Source organism: Paenirhizobium selenitireducens ATCC BAA-1503, from assembly GCF_900492185.1.
GTDB lineage: Bacteria > Pseudomonadota > Alphaproteobacteria > Rhizobiales > Rhizobiaceae > Allorhizobium > Allorhizobium selenitireducens_A.
In genome coordinates this window covers 40,199-56,825 of the sequence record NZ_UEYP01000018.1, presented here as the reverse complement: position 1 = coordinate 56,825, position 16,627 = coordinate 40,199, and the positions used below count along the sequence as shown (strand labels likewise).

Sequence of the window (16,627 nt, the reverse complement as noted above, 5' to 3'; positions counted from 1 at the left end):
AACCCAAGCTTGACCGCCAAGCGGCTTCAATCGGACAGGCTCAGGCCGCGGCAGATGCGGCTTCGGAGCTCGCCCAGAAACTTGGCGAGGCAGGCTCGCTGACCAAGAGCGGCCAGGCGCGCGAACACGTCTTCTATGCCGAACTGACCGGCCAAACGGCGAAAGCTCGCCTTGAAGCCCGTCTCGCAAAGGAAGAGCTGACAAGGCTGATGGGATTGTGGGGCGCCGACCTCGACTATCAGATCCCCAATCGCCTGCCGCAGCTTCCAAAGGCGTTGATCAAGCGGGACATGATCGAGGCGGAAGCCCTGCAACGCCGTGTCGATCTGCAAATGGCCAAGCTCGACCTGGATGCGACCGCCAAATCGCTCAAGCTCACAGAGGCGACCCGTTACATCACCGATCTCGAAATTCTCTCCGGCTTCGAGACCGAGCGGGAACTCGAGGATGGCGAGAAGCACAAGCAAACGACCGGCAATGTCGAGCTCGAATTCGTCATTCCGATCTTCGACACCGGAAAAGCGCGCATGCGCAAATCCGAGCTCGCCTACATGCGCGCCGCCAATCTGCTCGCCGAAAAAGCCGTCAACGTCCGCTCCGAGGCTCGTTCGGCATACCAGGCCTATCGATCGACCTACGATATCGCCCGGCACTATCGAAACAGCGTGGTTCCGCTTCGAACCAGGATCGAAGATGAGTCCCTGCTGACCTACAACGGCATGATCACCAACACGTTCGAACTGCTCGCCGACAGCCGGGAGAAGGTCAATTCGATCCTCCTCGCCGTCAATGCAAAACGCGATTTCTGGTTGGCCGAAGCCAATCTCGCGCCCGCCATCTATGGCGGCGGCGCGGGGGCCGCAGGCAGCGAAACCGAGGTCGCCGCGGCTGCCCAGAGTAGCGGCGGACACTGAGAAAGGACACGAGAATGTTCAACAGAAGACAGTTCCTCGGAGCCGGTGCGGCCAGTGCAGCACTCGTCTCTTCCACGGCATGGGGTCAAACCGCGAATATGGGCTTGCCGGAAGCCGCGATCATGGAGACGGCGGCGACTCAGACGCCCGTGCGACCGACGACCGGACCCGATTACAATCCGGTGGTGACCCTCAATGGATGGACACTCCCGTTCAGGATGAACAATGGCGTGAAGGAGTTCCATCTTGTCGCCGAGCCCGTGGAACGCGAGATGGCCGAAGGCATGACCGCGCATCTGTGGGGCTACAACGGACAGTCGCCGGGGCCGACGATCGAGGCGGTCGAAGGTGACCGCGTTCGCATCTTCGTCACCAACAAGTTGCCGGAGCACACAACCATCCACTGGCACGGCATGATCCTGCCATCCGGCATGGATGGTGTCGGCGGGTTGTCGCAGCCGCATATCCCCGTGGGCAAGACATTCGTCTACGAGTTCGACCTCGTGAAGTCCGGCACCTTCATGTACCACCCCCATTCGGACGAGATGGTCCAGATGGCGATGGGTATGATGGGTTTCTTCGTCATCCATCCGAAGGATCCGGCGTTCATGCCAGTCGACCGGGATTTCGTCTTCCTACTAAGCGGCTACGACATCGATCCCGGCACCTACGTCCCGCGAGTCATGGAAATGACGGATTTCAATCTGTGGACATGGAACAGCCGGATTTTCCCCGGGATCGATCCGCTCGTCGTATCCAAGGACGATCGCGTACGTGTCCGGGTGGGCAATCTGACCATGACGAACCACCCGATCCACATGCACGGCTATGACTTCGAGGTCACCTGCACCGATGGCGGCTGGGTGCGCCCGGAAGCGCGATGGCCGGAGGTCAGCATCGACATCCCGGTCGGGGCGATGCGCGCCTACGAGTTCGACGCCAAATATCTCGGCGACTGGGCGATCCACTGCCACAAGTCGCACCACACGATGAACGCGATGGGCCATGACGTCCCAACTTTCATCGGCGTCGACAAGAAATCCGTTACTGAGAAGATCCGCAAAATTCAGCCCGAATATATGCCGATGGGCACCGCAGGCATGGCCGACATGGGCGAGATGGAGATGGAAATTCCCGAAAACACGGTGCCCATGATGACGGGATGGGGTCCACACGGGCCCATCGAGATGGGCGGCATGTTCTCGGTTGTGAAGGTCCGCGAAGGCATATCCGCGGGCGATTACGCAGATCCGGGCTGGTACGAGAACCCGCCCGGTACTCAGGCCTGGGAATGGACGGGTGAGCTTCCCGACACGACCAAGGCCAAGGACGCAAAGACCAAGATCACCGGCGATCATTCGAAGCAAGGATGATCGAAAACCTCCCCCAACGAAGGACGACCGCATGAAAACTCTACTGACAGCAATGCTGATCGCAGCAGCCCTTTCCACTACCGCGCTTGCCGCCGGTTCACATGAAGGTGGTCATGGCGAAGCCATGGCCGTCGGCGAGCCCGGCAACAAGGCGAAGGCGACGCAAACGATCCGGGTTACGATGAAGGAGACGGACGACGGCAAGATGATCTTCACGCCGAACACCTTCACGGTCCGCAAGGGTCAGACGATCGTGTTCGCCATCAAGAACGCCGGCGAACTCGACCACGAATTTGTCCTCGATCAGGAAGACAAGGTGATGGAGCACAAGGCCCTCATGGAAAAGTTCCCGGAAATGGAACATGACGACCCGAACGCGATCCGCCTGGCGGCCGGCGAATCCGGCGAGATCATCTGGAAGTTCACCAATGACGGCACGTTCAAGATCGCCTGCCTCGTTCCCGGTCACTACGACGCCGGCATGCACGGCGACGTCACCGTGGCCAAGAAGTAATGTCGAAAGGATCATGACATGAAGACGATCATAAAGCTCGCGCTCGCATCCGTGGTCGCGTTGGGCACTGCTTACGGCGCAATCGCCGCGGAGTTCACCAGGGGTACGGTGAAGAAAATCGATACCAAGGCGAAAAAGGTCACCCTCATCCACGAGGAACTGAAGTCGCTCGACATGCCGGCCATGACCATGGTGTTTCGGGTCGAAGATCCGGCCATCCTCGACAAATTGAAGCCGGGCAGCGATATCGAGTTCGTCGCCGAGAGGGTCAATGGCAAGCTGATGGTAACGCAACTGAAATAGTCGGAAACGGGGCGCGGATCGACCATCTGCGCCCCAACTTCGTGGATCCGCTGGTCTTATAGACTGGCAGCGAATTCAAGATATTGAAGGCGTGCAAACGGCCTTCCAAAGTTCGTACTTTCAGTCCTGAGCACTCTGTTGCACTGTGTCGTCGAACCCGGTTCTTCAACAAGGCATTGGCGCGACTCATCTTCGTCGATGTAACATCGACGAACACGCGACTGACTAAGCGCACCGGATGGTCGAGGAAGGGTGAGCGGTTTGTCGCCTATTCCCCCTTCGGCAAATGGGAGACGCAGATATTCATCGCCGGACTGCGGTGCCATGGCCTGACGGCCCCCTTCATCGTCGACGCGCCGATGAACAGCGGACAACTGGCTCGTAAACCGTCTCTTCAAGTCCTACGAGGATATCGTCAACCACCGCTGCTACGCGTGGAGAACACTGCAGGAGCGCCCATGGAAAATCATGTCAATCGGCCGACGCCAATGGGCCAAAGGGTTCTGATCAATGACGGTTGGTATCAGGTCAAGCGCTACCAACGGTCGACTATTGCGCCGCCACGTGGTCGGTTTTTTAGCCGCCGTTGACTTTCGCGCGCAATTCCGCGCTGGGCCTGATCCGCCAATGATGTCTGGATCAATAGCTGACATGTCCGGCGAAATGGCAGCTTTCCGGCGACGTAAATAAATCGCCAAGCATTGGATGCTAATTTGAAAGAATGGAAGACACAGTTGTACCTAAACCTCCTCGGGCTCATCGGCCACGCGTTCTGAAGCGTGCGACCATCATTGTAAGCGCTACCAATTCAGAGATCACCTGCACGGTGCGAAACATGCACGCCGAAGGCGCCGAGCTAAAAATTGACGAATATGCGGCATTGCCTGGTTCTTTTCTTCTCTATGTGCCGACGGACGGTACTGCCTATTCATGTGAACTCCGTTGGCGCCAGCGACAAAGAGTAGGCGTTCGGTTTCATGGAACCTTGCCTAAACCCAAGTGGCATTACGGGTGATTTGCGCCGGGCCGATACCCCATCTACGGAGGGGGTGATCGATCGGATTTCGGTAGCGGAGAGGATGAGCTGTCGAGCGAAACGAAGCGCATAGTTGACGAGCAATGGCATCGCAGACCGCTCGAACATGACCAAATCTTTGCAGGTTGTCTATTCACAAAGTCGGCCATATGGCGTAGTTGGGGTGCAGAGAAATCTCCGGTCGCAGCCTACCCGGTTAAAACAAGGACTCCAATTATGAAATGTTTCGTCATCTGCTCCGGCGGATTGGATTCGGTTTCGCTTGCCCACAGGGTGGCGGCCGAGTACGACATCGCTGGCCTTATCTCCTTCGACTATGGCCAGCGCCATCGGAAAGAACTGGACTTTGCCACTGCTTGTGCCGAGCGCCTCAAAGTTCCCCATGACATCGTCGATATCCGCACCGTTGGCCGCAACCTGTCCGACTCGGCGCTTACCGACGACGTGGATGTTCCTGACGGTCACTATGCCGAGGAGAGCATGAGGATCACAGTCGTGCCGAACCGCAACGCCATCATGCTAGCGATCGCCTTCGGCATTGCGGCCGCCCGCAAGGTGGATGCCGTGGCGACAGCCGTTCATGGCGGCGATCACTTTATCTATCCTGATTGCCGGCCGGGCTTCATCGACGCGTTCCAGCGCATGCAGGACCACGCGCTTGAAGGTTATGCGAACATTCGCCTCTATGCCCCCTATGTGACCGTGCCGAAGGCAGAGATTGTCAAGGACGGCGCGCGCCACGGCACACCCTTCGCGCTCACATGGTCCTGTTACAAAGGCGGAGAACACCATTGCGGGCGATGCGGCACATGCGTCGAACGGCGCGAGGCCTTCCACCTCGCGGGCGTCCCGGATCCCACGGACTACGAGGACGCCGGTTTCTGGTGTGAAGCGGTCGCACGGGGAGCGCTGTGATGTTCCGCATAACCAAGGAATTCCACTTCTCAGCCTCGCACCAGTTGAAGAGCCTGCCCGACGACCACCCCTGCGCCCGCCTACACGGGCACAACTATGTCGTGGAGGTGGAGCTCGCGGCCGAAATGCTCGATGAGCGCGGCTTCGTGCGCGACTACCACGACCTTGCTGTCTTGAAACGGTATCTCGATGAGACGTTCGACCATCGCCACCTGAACGACGTGCTCGGACACGGCACGATCACGGCGGAATGGCTAGCCCGACACCTTTTCGACTGGTGCCGGATGAATTTTCCGGAAACCGCAGCTGTACGCGTGAGCGAAACGCCGAAGACTTGGGCTGAGTACCGTCCATGAAGTCGACCGCAGTGGGGGAGGTGCTTCGCATTGCCGAAATCTTCGGCCCGACAATCCAGGGCGAGGGTCCCCTCATCGGTCAGCCAACCGTTTTCGTCAGGACGGGCGGCTGCGACTATCGCTGCATGTGGTGCGACAGCCTGCACGCGGTTGATCCGCATTATCGCCACGACTGGACGGCCATGTCGGCGGAAGCCGTGCTGGAGCGGATCAATATGCTTTCAGGCGATGTACCCTTGCTTGTCTCGCTTTCCGGCGGCAATCCAGCGATCCAGGATTTTGCCGGACTAATCCGAATCGGCCACACGGCCGGCCATCGCTTCGCGCTCGAAACGCAGGGCTCTATTTGCCGTGATTGGTTCGCCGCGCTTAACAACCTTGTGCTGAGCCCGAAGCCACCGTCGAGTGGCATGCAGACCGATTGGGCGGCGCTCGAGGACTGTCTTCGCGCGGCCGGCGACGGGCCCGAGATCGCACTCAAGATCGTCGTCTTCAACGAGGACGACTATGCCTATGCGCGAGGTGTCGGAGCGCGCTATCCACACATCTCCCTCTATCTCCAGCCCGGCAACCACACGCCGCCACCTCCGGAGGCTGAGGATGCGCCAATCGACGTTGAGGGCGTGATGGAGCGCATGCGCTGGCTCGTAAACAAGTTGGCGGAGGACCGTTGGTTCACCCCGCGCGTGTTGCCGCAGCTCCACGTCCTGCTCTGGGGCAATAAGCGAGGTGTATGATCCCATGAAAGAAGGTAGCCTTGATCGAGAAGACGGACATTTATGCCAGTCACACGCAGTTGGGCAGCGCGACTGCGTTGCCGGCAGGTACCCACACAGCGTTGTTGGGGAAGGTGGAGAACCCGCAGGCCGGAACTCACTTCGCTCTGCCCCATCACCGGCCTGCCGGACTTCGCCCATCTGGTCGCAGACTAGGCCAAGGACCTATTAAATTAGGGCCTTCCCAATTCGGCGGCGTTTTGATTCTCGCTTATGGCAGGAGGACCCGTCATGAGTGATCTGTATTTGCTGGCACCATCGCAGTTGGGCCGGATCAGACCGTATTTCCCGCTGGCTATTGCATCCGCACCGCCGAATGCAGACGGGCTTCGTTTATCCACGTCCGGCACAGGTATCTGCCATCTTGCATCAGCAACTTAAATTCCCCAATCAGCTCAGTGGCTTGCTACCTAAAGAGGGTACGGGAAGCGCCATGTTGCGTTGCATCAGGGGGTAAAACCGCGTAGCCTTCCGGCGGGCTGTGGAATGAAAGGCGTCGTGGGACACGACGCCTTTCGCACAAGGAGATCAGATGCTTGATACGCCTCCATCCAAGCCCAATGACCTCGAAGCCATTGCCCGCACGGGCGGGCCTCTCCGTCGCATGGCAGCGCGCCTGCCCACCTATCTGACGGACCTGCGGGAAAACCCGGCTGGCTGCCGATGTTCGTGCTGGCCCGGACAATGCCTTTCCGCCGGGCGCACTGGCTGACCGCCATGCGCGTTTCGCCCTCTGCCACGGCGGCCGAATCAATGTTCGGGGCGATCAGGGCGACGGACGTCGCTTCGGAACTGAGGAAAACAGGCATCTTCACCGGCCTGACATTGCCTGCGCCGATCCACGGGGAGATCGCCCGCTTCGCGCGCGAGACGCCGTGCTTCGGCAATTTCGACCGCAAACTGGAGTTCCTCGCCGGAGAGCACGCAGAGGCCGAACGGCGCTTCGGGCGCGCTATACTGAGCGGCCATCATTTCGAGCGGGTCCTGCAATGCGAGGCGGCCGTTGCCGTTCAGAAGGACCCGCTGCTCCTCGATGTCGCGCGGCATTATCTCGGCGGCGAGGCGAAATTGATCACCACGCGCACCTGGTGGAGCTTTCCGACGAAGAATGCCTCGGACGCCGAACTCAGCCGGGCGTCGTTCAAGTTCCATTTCGATCTCGACGACTGGCGGATGCTGAAGTTCTTCTTCTACCTGTCCGATGTCGATGCGGATGCGGGTCCCCATGTCTATGTCCGCGGCAGCCACATACGTCGGCGCATCAAGCACCAGCTGACGCTGCTCGTGGGTCACCCGGCGCAGGACGTTCTGGGCTATTACGGTGAAGACAGCGCGACCACGCTGACGGGAAAGGCCGGGACCGGCTTTGTCGAGGATCCCTTCGGCTTCCACATGGGAACACTGGCGAAGACTGCGCCGCGTCTCATGATGGAAGTCGGCTTCGGCGTCTCCAGGCCGTCCAGGCGCCGGTATCATGGCGAGCCGGTGATCCGGTAGCCGATAGCCGATCTCAGACCGTCTCCTCGATGGCCCGGCATCTGCCAGCGTGGGCTATCTCTGGCGCAAGGCCTGCCGGAGCGGCAGGTCCTGCGTCGGCATCGCCGCCCTCCGGACTCCAACTCCGCCTTAGCGGCAAACACGGATAGTCATCCGTCCACGCGGACCTAGGCGATGTTGCGGGCGAGCCAGCAGCCGATCGTCAGTCCGCTGATCGTGCCATCACCGTGGCGGCTGATCTGTATCGTCCACTCGCCGGGCGCTGGCGCATCCATCGAGCGACGGCATGGCAGTGCCCTGATATCCTCGGCCACCGGATAAAGGGTAAACCGGACCGTGTTTGCCGGAGGCCGTTTGGTTTAAGTTATGCTGCCATGGCTGGTTCGTCCAGCAGGCCAAGCATTGTAACTCAGCAGCGAAGGTTGACCTCTTAACTTTTCTGAGTACGCGATTGATTTACATATACAAAATTGGTGTCCACTGGGTTCACCATCGGCTCCAATCGTGACCCCACCCAGGCTGCAATGTCATGCACTCGTTGCCTTTAGGCGGGGGGTCTTGGCAGTCTGACGAGGTTATATGCTGCGATTGCGAATCCGAAGGCGGCGGCTACTTTCGGTCTGCCCTGGACTTCGACTTTGGCGAAACCGGTCTGCGCCTTGATCCAGCCGAACACCTCCTCGATGCGCTTGCGGCAGCGCAGGCTGATGCCGTAGCCGGGATGGTGCGTCGTGCGCTTGTCGATGGCAGTTTTGCGGACCTTGCCGGTCTTGGAAACACTGCCGTTGATGGCGATATGCGGCCTGACCTTGCGGGCGCGCAAGCTCCCGACAAAGTCTTCGACATCATAGGCCTTGTCGGCGGCAAGCGTGATGCGCTGGCTTTTTGCGCTTCGCCGGTCGAGCATGGCAAGGGTCGCCTCGCGCTCGGCCAGCCCGGTCGCCAGCGTCAGTTCGGCATCGACGACAAGCCCGTTGCGGTTCTCCATCAGTGCGTGGCCCATGTAGCACAGCCGGCTTTCTCGACCATTGGCCTTGCGATACAGCCGCGCACCGGGATCGGTTGTCGAGGCGTGCGTGTCGTTTGAGCGTTTCTCGCCGTGAAAGTCCCGCTCGCCATTGCGTCCCGGCTGAGGCGGATCGCCCGAACCGTCCTTGGGACGAAAACTCTTCATACTTGCCCAGGCGTCGATCAGCGTGCCGTCCACCGAAAAATGCTCGCTCGACATCAACCGCTTGACCTTGAGCAGCGACATCAGCGCGGACAGGAAATCCCGTGCCACGTCCGCTTCGAGCAGGCGGTCGCGATTGTGCGTGAAGCCGGTTGGATGCCAGACATCGGCATCCATCGAAAGCCCGACAAACCAGCGAAACAGCAGATTGTAGTTTATCTGCTCCATCAGCATCCGCTCGGAGCGGATCGAGAAGAAGGCCTGCAAAAGCGTTGCCCGAAGCAGCATCTCGGGCGGGATCGAAGGCCGGCCGACGCGCGCATAAAGCACCTCGAGCCGACCGGTGAGCGACGCTAGCACCTTGCATATTCAAACGGCATCGATTGTTGGATGATTGATGTGCTCTCCGGCGGATGGCCATCCGCCGGAGAGCAGACGGTCGGGACCGCGCGCCCCTTGGCTTGAACCGGGATGAGATTGGTCCGGCCGTCCTCGCGTTTGTCCTGAACAGATTATGGGGAGCAAGTCCCGCATGCAAGGCAAGGTTTCGTTCGAAGAAAACGCGATGCCGGCAGTCTACGTCGGCGTGGACATGTGTAAAGAGTGGCTCGACATTCATCTCCATCCGCTCGGCGAAAGCCGGCGGTTTGGCAATGACACGACCGGCATCCGCCAGTTGAAGCGGATGCTGGCCAGGTGCCGGCCGGAAAGCATCGTGATGGAGGCGACCGGCTCGACGCCCGGCTGCTGGCGCTTCTGGCGGCAAGTCTCAAGCTAGGCGCGGATACGCCGCCAGGCCCGCACATCGAGGCCCTGCAGGAACTGGTCAATGCGCGCTCGGCGGCAAAGGGCGAGATCACCGCGCTCGAGAGCCGTGCCAAGACGGCCGCAACCGCCTTCCTGCGCGGTGAGCTTTCGCGCCGCCTCAAGAACCTGGAGAGGCATGTGCAGCGCCTCGACGCAGAGATCCAACGGTGCATCGGCGAGGATCCGGAACTGGGCCGAAAGGTCGAGATCCTCACCTCCATTCCCGGCATCGGCCGCATCACGGCCTGGGCGCTGATGGCGGGTATGGACGAACTGGGCAGGTGTTCGGGCAAGCAGGCCGCCATGCTTGCCGGTCTCGCGCCGATCGCAAACGACAGCGGCGCCCGCACCGACCGCCGCTCCATCCGGGCCGGCAGGCCCGCACCACGGCGCGCCCTCTACATGGCCGCCCTGTCGGCCCGGCGCTACAATCCGGCGCTCACCTGCTTCGCCAAAAATCTCGAAGCCGCCGGAAAGCCACCCAAAGTCATCCTCGTCGCCGTCATGCGCAAACTGCTCGTCCTGGCAAACTGCCTGCTCGCTCAGGATCGCCTCTGGACTCCAAATCCGCCTTGACACCAAACACAGATACTCATCCGTCAGCGTCCGGATCGCCCGCAACGGAAAGTCCGCCGAAACACGTTCCTCAAGTCGCACGAAACTGAAAAGCTCATCCCCGTGATCCGATCGACCGCGCATCGCCGCCTGTGCCAAGGAAGGTCAGGCGCATCGCGCGGCCCCATGCCGGATCGTGACGAGAAATGCGGCAACAGCTTGGTCCGGCGCGCCATCGTTCGCGATGGTCAGATCGACCGACATGGGCGGCAACCCGCGGGTTCGGGCCAGACGCGCGGCGATGTCCCCGGCACTTTCGCGACCCCGTGCGGCAAGGCGGACGGCCAGCGTCTCGGGCCGGGCGGTAATTTCCGTGGCAACGAGCGCCGCGCCAAACGCGGCCCGCGCGGCAGGCAGCGCCGCGCGCGAGCCGTTCGCGATGATCGTCATGCCTGCGGCGAGCCAGGCGCGGACCTCGACCCCGACGCCATAGCTCAGCCCGTGGCTGTCCCAGTCCAGCGCAAAGGCCCCCGCCACGCGAAGCCGCACGAAGGCGGCGGGCGTGACAGGAATGTGTTGCTCAACCCCGCCGGGGTGCAGGGGCCGAGTGATGATGCGGCGGGCAAGGATCACATCATCGGCTGGAGAGAGCCGGGCCGTCACGCCCGCGATCACCGTGTCCTTGCCCGCGCCCGAGGGCCCGACGATAAGGAACAGCCGCCCGCTCATGCCGCTGCGGTCCTCGCCCCGAAGCCATAGACCTGCGCCCCCGCGACCCATGTCGCGGCCACCGACAACGCGCCGCCCACATCCCGGACGCGGATCAGATCGGCGCGTTTGTCCCGCGCGATCACACCCCGATCGCCAAGCCCCGTCGCGCGAGCCGGGGCACCGGCCACGAGGTCCAGCGCTTGCGGCCAGTCAAGGCCCATCTTGCCGGTCAGAACCCCGATCGCGGGCAGCATGGCCTGCGGCGCGTAATCGGAACAGAGCGCTCCTGCCACACCTGCCAAGATGGCGTCACGCGCTGACAGCGCACCCGACTGGCTGCATCCGCGCAACACGTTCGGCGCACCAAAGAGCGTGACCAGCTCTGCCGCACGACCTGCGCGCGCGGTGTCCAAATCCAGAGGAAACTCACTGATCGTGGCGCCCATCCGCGCCATGAAGGCCACACGGTCCGCCCCTTCGTCGTCATGGCTCGCCAAAGCCACACCATGCGGGCGGGCGTGCTGCGCCAGCCGTTCGACACGGGCCACGATATTGCCCGCCTCGGCCTGTTTCGCGGTGATCCGGTCAAGGATTTCGCCCTCATCCTTGGCGTAGACGCGCGACAGATAGGCCCCATAGGCGGCGACGTCCCTAAATTGGCCCTGCCCCGGCGTGTGATCCATGAACGACAGCAGCGACGCCACGCCCTCATCAATCAGCCGCGTCACGCGCGTCTCGGAGGCCGCATCGGTGAGCTCATAGCGGATATGGACGTGGTGATCGACCGCGCCCGAAAATTCATGTAGTGCGCGGGCGAGTGTCTCGGCAAACGCCACGTCGCGCACGCCCAGTTCGCCCTCAGCGAAGCTGATCCCGTGAAACGCCGTGGTGACCCCCGCCGCCGCCATGCGCCGGTCGATGGTGTTGAGTGCCACGGGCAGCGGGAAAAAGGCGTTGGGGCGGGGTTCCACCTCTTTCTCGATGGCGTCGCCGTGCAGGTCGATCAGGCCGGGCAAGAGCAGATCGCCGCCAAGGTTGATGCGCGTAGCCCCTTTGGGCGCGTCCTGCCCAAGCGCTGCGATGCGCCCGTCCTCGATCGTCAGGCTGCCGTGATGCACGCCCTCGGGCGTGACGATGCGGGCGTTTTCCAGATGCTGACTCATGCTGCATCCTCGAACGCCTTGCGTCCCACCGAGATTTTCAGATCGGCCAGCCGGTCCGCCAGCGCCATGTCGTGAAAGATACCGACCATCGCAGCCCCTTCGGCCTTGGCGGCCTCGATCATCGCGCAGACGTTTTCCCGCGCGACCGGGTCGAGGCTGGCCGTGGGCTCATCCAGCAGCATCAGACGGCCCCCTTGCGTAAAGCTGCGGGCGATGTTCACCCGCTGCCGCTCGCCACCCGAGAAGGTCGCGGGCGTGGCGTCCCAAAGCTGCTCGGGGATCGCCAGCGCCGCCAGCATCCGTGCCGCCTTCTCATGCGCGGCGTCACGCGCGACGCCCTGTTGCAAGAGCGGCCGGGCCACTACGTCAAGCGTGGAAAGACGCGGCAGGCAGTGCAGGAACTGTGTCACAAAGCCGATCTCGGCCCGGCGCAGATCGGTGATCTGCGTCTCGGGCGCAGAGGCCAGATCGATCAGATCGCCCACGGCGGTGCGATAGATCACCTGCCCCGAGGACGGCACATAGGTGCGATAGATCGCTTTCAGAAGCGAGGATTTCCCTGCCCCCGAGGGGCCCACCAAGGCGGTGAGTTGCCCTGGCTTCAGATCGAAACTGATGCCCATCGCGGCGGGCACATGTTTTGCGCGGTCATGGATATAGAACCCCTTGCCCAGATCGCGCACGGAAAGAATGGTGTCCATCAGGCCCTCACAATGCGCTGGAGACAAGTTGCTGGGTGTAGGCCGCCTGCGGATCCTCAAGGATCTGGTCGGTCAGCCCGGCTTCGATGATGCGCCCGTATTTCATCACGATCGTGCGGGTGGTCAGGTGGCGCACCACGCCCAGATCATGCGTGACCACAAGCATCGACACGCCCGTGACCTCCTGCAACTCCATGATCAGGTCGAGAATGCGCGCCTGCACCGAGAGGTCGAGCCCCGTCGTCACCTCGTCGAGGAACAGAAGCGGCGCGCCGGTCGAGAGCGCGCGGGCGATCTGCACGCGCTGCTGCATCCCGCCCGAGAAGTTGCGCGGAAGCTCGTCCATCCGCGCCGGCGGCACCTCGGTCCGGGCCAGAAGGGCGGTGGCCTTCTCGCGGATCACCCGGTAGTTGAGTTCGTCCGACATTAGCAGCCGCTCGGCGATGTTGCCCCCGGCCGAAATGTCGAAATTCAGTCCCAGCGACGGGTTCTGGTAGACCATCCCCATCCGAGTGTCGCGCAGGCGTAACTGCTGCGCCTCGTTCAGGGTGAAGAGGTCATGCGCCGTGCCCTCGTCGTAAAAACTCGTGCGGCCAGCGGTGGGCCTGTCATCAAAATAAAGCATCTTCACGAGGCTGGACTTGCCCGAGCCGGACTCGCCCATGATGCCCAGCACCTCGCCCTTGTGCAGGCGGAACGAGGCCCCGGCGACGGCCACCACCGACCCGCAGTGGCAGCAGATGTTGGTGTCATGCTCCGGCCCGGTCTCGTCCAGACAAGCGGGACAGCCGGGACCGTGGATACGGGTCAGGTTGTCAACATCGAGGATCGGTTTCATTCTGCGGCCTCCAGCCGTTCAAGGCGCATGTCGCAATGCGCGGCGTCCGAGCATTGGAAAACGCGGGCACCATCGTCATTGAGAAATTCGTCGAGGAAGCTGTCATCAGCCCCGCAGCGGCGGCAGACATGGCGTTTGCCGATCTTGCGGTCGGTGAAATCCTCGACCCGGAAGGGCACATCGTTGAAGGTGATGGGCACGGCATCCGTATGCGGCGGCACGGCGTAAATGCGCTTTTCCCGCCCCGCGCCGAAGAGATAAAGGCACTCAGCCTGATGCAGCTTCGGCACGTCCCAGCGGGGGATCGGCGAGGGGTCGATGATGTAATGCCCGTTGATCCGTGTCGGGTAGCGGTGCGAGATGGTGATCTCGTCAAAGGCCACCATATCTTCGTAAAGCTTGACCCAGAGCCGTGCGTAATCCGCCCGCCCGTGCATCCGCCGCCGCGTGGCGGCGTTGGGTTCAACCACGACCAGCGGGTCTGGGTAAGGCACCTGAAAGACGAGGATCTGATTGGCGCGCAGGGGCAGTTCGGGAATGCGGTGGCGGGTCTGGATGACGGACGCCTCTTCGGTGCGCAGGGTGCCGGTCACGCCCGGACAAGTCAGCGCGAAGAAGTTGCGGATATTGGCCGCATTCACGCTGTCGTCGGCACCCTGGTCGATGACCTTCACGCAGTCCTGCGGCCCCAGCAACGCCAGTGTCAGCTGCATCCCCCCGGTGCCGAAACCGCGCGCGATGGGCATTTCGCGGCTGGCATAGGGCACCTGGTGGCCGGGAATGCAGACTGCCTTGAAGATCGAACGGCGCAGCTCGCGCTTGGCGTCCTCGTCGAGGAAGGCAAAGCCGTATTCCGCGCCCTTACGGCTCTGGCCCATGGTATCAGCGGGGTGCATCGGTGGCCTCCTCGGCTTTGCCTTGCGCGGCGCGCAGGCGATCCATGTCGGACTGGAAGGTAACGTAATGGGGCATTTTGTAATGGGTGCAGAACCCCATGCTCTCGATCCCGTCCACATGTAGCAGCACGAATTCGGGGTCTTCGGACGGATTGGCGACGCGGCCCTTTTCCTTGGCGACGCTGATTGCGCGGTCCAGCACCGCCATGGCGATGGCCTTGACTTCGTTATGACCAAAGCAGACCCCGTAACCCAGGGTGAAGACCGGCGCGCCGTCGTCGGATTTCTCGAACATTGCGACGATCTCGCATTCGGTGACCAAAACCTCGCCTGATTCCATCGGCTTGCCCGTCACCGGGTGCGGCATCATCACCGGCACATAGCCCACGCGCAATTCGCCGACCGTGGGATGCACATCGCCATAGCCGCGCATGTTGGAATAGGCGAGCGCCAGCAGACCGCCCGTCTCGCCGCGTGCCATGGTGGCCAGTTGCGCCGAACGCGGCACGGGGAAAATCAGCGGCGCGCGGGTGATGTCGAAGGGGGGCTCGTCGCTCTGGGCCAGCGGGGCGAGTAGGCCCTCGTCGCGCAGGCTGTCGAGCACCTTGGGGAAGGTCAGAGGCGTGTCGCCCACGGGCCGGTTGCCGAGCCAGTCGCGCGCGATCTCGTCAAACCGCTCCGCGCCCTCGTCCATCAGTTCGAAACGAAACAGCCGGTGCAGGTAATCGGGCGTCGCGCCCAGCATCTGCCCGCCGGGAATGTCCTTGAACGCCGCCGAGATGCGGCGGATCACGCGCATGTTCCGTATGTCATGCGGCGCGGTCTCGCCCAGGCGCGGCTTGGTCGAGCGATAGGCACGCAGGAAGAACGCGGCCTCCAGACTGTCGCCCAGCGATTGCTTCAGCGCCAGCGAAGCAAGGCGCGGGTGATAGAGGCTGCCCTCGGAGAGCACCTTGGAATGCAGAAGCGGCATCTGACGTTCGATCTGGTCGAGCTCCAGCGGTGCGGTATCGCCCATGGCGCGCAGCGCGTCCATCAGGCGGGCTGAGCCCTTGATCGCGTCAGCCCCGCCGCGAATGGCAACATAGGCCATGGCTCAGGCTCCTTTGACTTTGGTTGTGCGGGGCAGGACAGAAAGGCGCGCAGCATCGGCCAGCACCATGTCCGCCCCCATGGGAAAATCGGCGCACCAGCGTGCGCGGGCAACCACCCAGCCGGGCGCAAGACCCTGCGGCGCAAGCCGCATCTCAGACCGGATGCCCGGCCCGGCAAGCGTCAGCGGCGCGCCACCCGTGAGGCTTTTGACCATGACCAGGATCGTGGAACCCGCTTCAGGCGCATCGAGCGAGCCAAGGCGCGGGGTGAACCCCGGTGTCTCCGTGCCATTGGCCAGGATGAACCCGGCACGCTCTGCCGTGTCAGTTCCCACGTCGAGAAAGGCAAGGTCGGTGTCCGTCAACGTTCCCGTCAGGTCTGCCAGCGTCTGCGTATTGTCGCAGAAGGTCGCGAGTGCGGCCAGTGCTGCGGGCCGACCGTCCAGCAGGTCTGACAAGTCCGCGATTTGGCCGGGACGCGCGGCCACGTCAAGGATGCGGCGGAACAGCGCCTGATGTGTTTCGGGCCGCCAGAGGCGGGGCAGGTCCAGCACGCTCATGCCTCATCCTCCGACAAAAGCTGGAAATCGACGCGGGTGCGGTCGAGCGCCAGTGCGCGCCGCGCTTGCACCTCGGTGCGCGCCGCCATGCCCGCAGCCAGCAGCGCCTCGATTTCCGGTGCCTCGGGCAGGTCGGCCATCAAGGCCGCGTCCAGAATGGCCAACCGCGTGACGAGCGCCAGATCGTCGCTCATCAGCGCGGCCCCGCCCTCGGCCGCCCCCTCGGGCACGGTCAGGCGCAGATGGACGCGGGCCATCGGAATCTCGCCCAGATGGAACGCCGCCCCGGCCACGCTGTCGCGCAGTTGCATCAACATCAGCCCTTCGCGGGGCGGGACGAGAGGCTCCACCTCGGCGCGGGCGCGTATGCGGTCAGCCAGGGCGGCGACCTTGCCGTTGTCAGCAGCGGACAATGCCGCCGCCCAGTTTTCTCTTTCTGGTCTCATC

The 16,627-nt window shown here is 62.5% G+C and carries 18 protein-coding genes and 4 pseudogenes; 12 read left to right on the top strand and 10 right to left on the bottom strand.

What is annotated here, in order from left to right:
* Positions 1-29 precede the first annotated feature (29 nt).
* The 10 genes and pseudogenes from RHIZ70P_RS20385 to RHIZ70P_RS20335 form a co-directional block, all read left to right on the top strand.
* Positions 30-914: pseudogene (locus tag RHIZ70P_RS20385) on the top strand (TolC family protein); the annotation flags it as partial.
* Positions 915-928: 14 nt separating this feature from the next.
* On the top strand, positions 929-2,287 hold the full coding sequence (locus RHIZ70P_RS20380; protein WP_115672290.1) for a multicopper oxidase family protein: 1,359 nt from the start codon (positions 929-931) through the stop codon (positions 2,285-2,287).
* 31 nt (positions 2,288-2,318) lie between these two features.
* Positions 2,319-2,801, top strand: a complete 483-nt coding sequence (locus RHIZ70P_RS20375) for a cupredoxin domain-containing protein (protein ID WP_115672289.1) — start codon at positions 2,319-2,321, stop codon at positions 2,799-2,801.
* Between the two features lie 18 nt (positions 2,802-2,819).
* On the top strand, positions 2,820-3,104 hold the full coding sequence (locus tag RHIZ70P_RS20370; RefSeq protein ID WP_115672288.1) for a copper-binding protein: 285 nt from the start codon (positions 2,820-2,822) through the stop codon (positions 3,102-3,104).
* A gap of 721 nt (positions 3,105-3,825) precedes the next feature.
* Entirely contained in the window at positions 3,826-4,119 is a 294-nt protein-coding gene (locus RHIZ70P_RS23335) for a PilZ domain-containing protein (RefSeq protein WP_115672287.1), read from the top strand.
* A 237-nt stretch (positions 4,120-4,356) separates the two neighbouring features.
* Complete coding sequence (queC, locus tag RHIZ70P_RS20355; protein WP_115672286.1) at positions 4,357-5,055, top strand: 7-cyano-7-deazaguanine synthase QueC; 699 nt, start codon at positions 4,357-4,359, stop codon at positions 5,053-5,055.
* Complete coding sequence (gene queD / locus RHIZ70P_RS20350; protein ID WP_115672285.1) at positions 5,055-5,411, top strand: 6-carboxytetrahydropterin synthase QueD; 357 nt, start codon at positions 5,055-5,057, stop codon at positions 5,409-5,411. Before queC ends, queD begins: the two co-directional genes overlap by 1 nt.
* Complete coding sequence (queE, locus tag RHIZ70P_RS20345) at positions 5,408-6,148, top strand: 7-carboxy-7-deazaguanine synthase QueE (protein ID WP_115672284.1); 741 nt, start codon at positions 5,408-5,410, stop codon at positions 6,146-6,148. Before queD ends, queE begins: the two co-directional genes overlap by 4 nt.
* A 23-nt stretch (positions 6,149-6,171) precedes the next feature.
* Positions 6,172-6,340: pseudogene (locus RHIZ70P_RS23330) on the top strand (NADPH-dependent 7-cyano-7-deazaguanine reductase QueF); the annotation flags it as partial.
* A 379-nt stretch (positions 6,341-6,719) separates the two neighbouring features.
* A pseudogene (locus RHIZ70P_RS20335) lies at positions 6,720-7,684 on the top strand (hypothetical protein).
* A gap of 167 nt (positions 7,685-7,851) precedes the next feature.
* Here the strand turns inward: RHIZ70P_RS20335 and RHIZ70P_RS20330 are convergent.
* Positions 7,852-7,998 carry a hypothetical protein gene (locus tag RHIZ70P_RS20330; RefSeq protein WP_115672283.1) on the bottom strand — a complete coding sequence of 49 codons (147 nt, stop codon included), beginning with the start codon at positions 7,996-7,998 and terminating at the stop codon, positions 7,852-7,854.
* A 230-nt stretch (positions 7,999-8,228) separates the two neighbouring features.
* Positions 8,229-9,212, bottom strand: a pseudogene (locus RHIZ70P_RS20325) (IS5 family transposase); the annotation flags it as partial.
* Positions 9,213-9,387: 175 nt separating this feature from the next.
* Between RHIZ70P_RS20325 and RHIZ70P_RS23515 the strand changes: the two are divergent.
* Both RHIZ70P_RS23515 and RHIZ70P_RS20320 read left to right on the top strand, forming a co-directional pair.
* Positions 9,388-9,633, top strand: coding sequence for a hypothetical protein (locus RHIZ70P_RS23515; RefSeq protein WP_419178320.1), 246 nt, complete (start codon positions 9,388-9,390; stop codon positions 9,631-9,633).
* Positions 9,552-10,238 carry a transposase gene (locus RHIZ70P_RS20320; RefSeq protein ID WP_419178319.1) on the top strand — a complete coding sequence of 229 codons (687 nt, stop codon included), beginning with the start codon at positions 9,552-9,554 and terminating at the stop codon, positions 10,236-10,238. Before RHIZ70P_RS23515 ends, RHIZ70P_RS20320 begins: the two co-directional genes overlap by 82 nt.
* A gap of 144 nt (positions 10,239-10,382) precedes the next feature.
* Here the strand turns inward: RHIZ70P_RS20320 and phnN are convergent, their stop codons facing one another.
* From phnN to phnG, 8 genes are read right to left on the bottom strand one after another with little or no spacing between them, the layout of a single operon-like run.
* Entirely contained in the window at positions 10,383-10,946 is a 564-nt protein-coding gene (gene phnN / locus RHIZ70P_RS20310) for a phosphonate metabolism protein/1,5-bisphosphokinase (PRPP-forming) PhnN (RefSeq protein ID WP_115672281.1), read from the bottom strand.
* Complete coding sequence (locus tag RHIZ70P_RS20305; protein WP_115672280.1) at positions 10,943-12,091, bottom strand: alpha-D-ribose 1-methylphosphonate 5-triphosphate diphosphatase; 1,149 nt, start codon at positions 12,089-12,091, stop codon at positions 10,943-10,945. Before RHIZ70P_RS20305 ends, phnN begins: the two co-directional genes overlap by 4 nt.
* The gene (gene phnL / locus RHIZ70P_RS20300; protein ID WP_210209765.1) at positions 12,088-12,792 is read right to left on the bottom strand and encodes a phosphonate C-P lyase system protein PhnL; all 705 of its coding nucleotides are present in this window, start codon (positions 12,790-12,792) and stop codon (positions 12,088-12,090) included. The genes RHIZ70P_RS20305 and phnL overlap by 4 nt, the downstream gene beginning before the upstream one ends.
* Positions 12,793-12,799: 7 nt before the next feature.
* Positions 12,800-13,630, bottom strand: coding sequence for an ATP-binding cassette domain-containing protein (locus RHIZ70P_RS20295; protein ID WP_115672279.1), 831 nt, complete (start codon positions 13,628-13,630; stop codon positions 12,800-12,802).
* On the bottom strand, positions 13,627-14,526 hold the full coding sequence (locus RHIZ70P_RS20290) for an alpha-D-ribose 1-methylphosphonate 5-phosphate C-P-lyase PhnJ (RefSeq protein ID WP_235842291.1): 900 nt from the start codon (positions 14,524-14,526) through the stop codon (positions 13,627-13,629). The genes RHIZ70P_RS20295 and RHIZ70P_RS20290 overlap by 4 nt, the downstream gene beginning before the upstream one ends.
* Complete coding sequence (locus RHIZ70P_RS20285) at positions 14,513-15,619, bottom strand: carbon-phosphorus lyase complex subunit PhnI (RefSeq protein WP_115672278.1); 1,107 nt, start codon at positions 15,617-15,619, stop codon at positions 14,513-14,515. The genes RHIZ70P_RS20290 and RHIZ70P_RS20285 overlap by 14 nt, the downstream gene beginning before the upstream one ends.
* Before the next feature lie 3 nt (positions 15,620-15,622).
* Positions 15,623-16,180, bottom strand: a complete 558-nt coding sequence (gene phnH / locus RHIZ70P_RS20280; protein WP_115672277.1) for a phosphonate C-P lyase system protein PhnH — start codon at positions 16,178-16,180, stop codon at positions 15,623-15,625.
* On the bottom strand, positions 16,177-16,626 hold the full coding sequence (phnG, locus tag RHIZ70P_RS20275) for a phosphonate C-P lyase system protein PhnG (protein ID WP_181904084.1): 450 nt from the start codon (positions 16,624-16,626) through the stop codon (positions 16,177-16,179). The genes phnH and phnG overlap by 4 nt, the downstream gene beginning before the upstream one ends.
* Position 16,627 lies beyond the last annotated feature (1 nt).

Bases quoted from the DNA above. Each gene is read 5' to 3' on its own strand.
- RHIZ70P_RS20380 (WP_115672290.1), top strand. From the start codon at position 929: ATGTTCAACAGAAGACAGTTCCTCGGAGCCGGTGCGGCCAGTGCAGCA.
- RHIZ70P_RS20375 (WP_115672289.1), top strand. From the start codon at position 2,319: ATGAAAACTCTACTGACAGCAATGCTGATCGCAGCAGCCCTTTCCACT.
- RHIZ70P_RS20370 (WP_115672288.1), top strand. From the start codon at position 2,820: ATGAAGACGATCATAAAGCTCGCGCTCGCATCCGTGGTCGCGTTGGGC.
- RHIZ70P_RS23335 (WP_115672287.1), top strand. From the start codon at position 3,826: ATGGAAGACACAGTTGTACCTAAACCTCCTCGGGCTCATCGGCCACGC.
- queC (WP_115672286.1), top strand. From the start codon at position 4,357: ATGAAATGTTTCGTCATCTGCTCCGGCGGATTGGATTCGGTTTCGCTT.
- queD (WP_115672285.1), top strand. From the start codon at position 5,055: ATGTTCCGCATAACCAAGGAATTCCACTTCTCAGCCTCGCACCAGTTG.
- queE (WP_115672284.1), top strand. From the start codon at position 5,408: ATGAAGTCGACCGCAGTGGGGGAGGTGCTTCGCATTGCCGAAATCTTC.
- RHIZ70P_RS23515 (WP_419178320.1), top strand. From the start codon at position 9,388: ATGCAAGGCAAGGTTTCGTTCGAAGAAAACGCGATGCCGGCAGTCTAC.
- phnN (WP_115672281.1), bottom strand. From the start codon at position 10,946: ATGAGCGGGCGGCTGTTCCTTATCGTCGGGCCCTCGGGCGCGGGCAAG.
- RHIZ70P_RS20305 (WP_115672280.1), bottom strand. From the start codon at position 12,091: ATGAGTCAGCATCTGGAAAACGCCCGCATCGTCACGCCCGAGGGCGTG.
- phnL (WP_210209765.1), bottom strand. From the start codon at position 12,792: ATGGACACCATTCTTTCCGTGCGCGATCTGGGCAAGGGGTTCTATATC.
- RHIZ70P_RS20295 (WP_115672279.1), bottom strand. From the start codon at position 13,630: ATGAAACCGATCCTCGATGTTGACAACCTGACCCGTATCCACGGTCCC.
- RHIZ70P_RS20290 (WP_235842291.1), bottom strand. From the start codon at position 14,526: ATGCACCCCGCTGATACCATGGGCCAGAGCCGTAAGGGCGCGGAATAC.
- RHIZ70P_RS20285 (WP_115672278.1), bottom strand. From the start codon at position 15,619: ATGGCCTATGTTGCCATTCGCGGCGGGGCTGACGCGATCAAGGGCTCA.
- phnH (WP_115672277.1), bottom strand. From the start codon at position 16,180: ATGAGCGTGCTGGACCTGCCCCGCCTCTGGCGGCCCGAAACACATCAG.
- phnG (WP_181904084.1), bottom strand. From the start codon at position 16,626: ATGAGACCAGAAAGAGAAAACTGGGCGGCGGCATTGTCCGCTGCTGAC.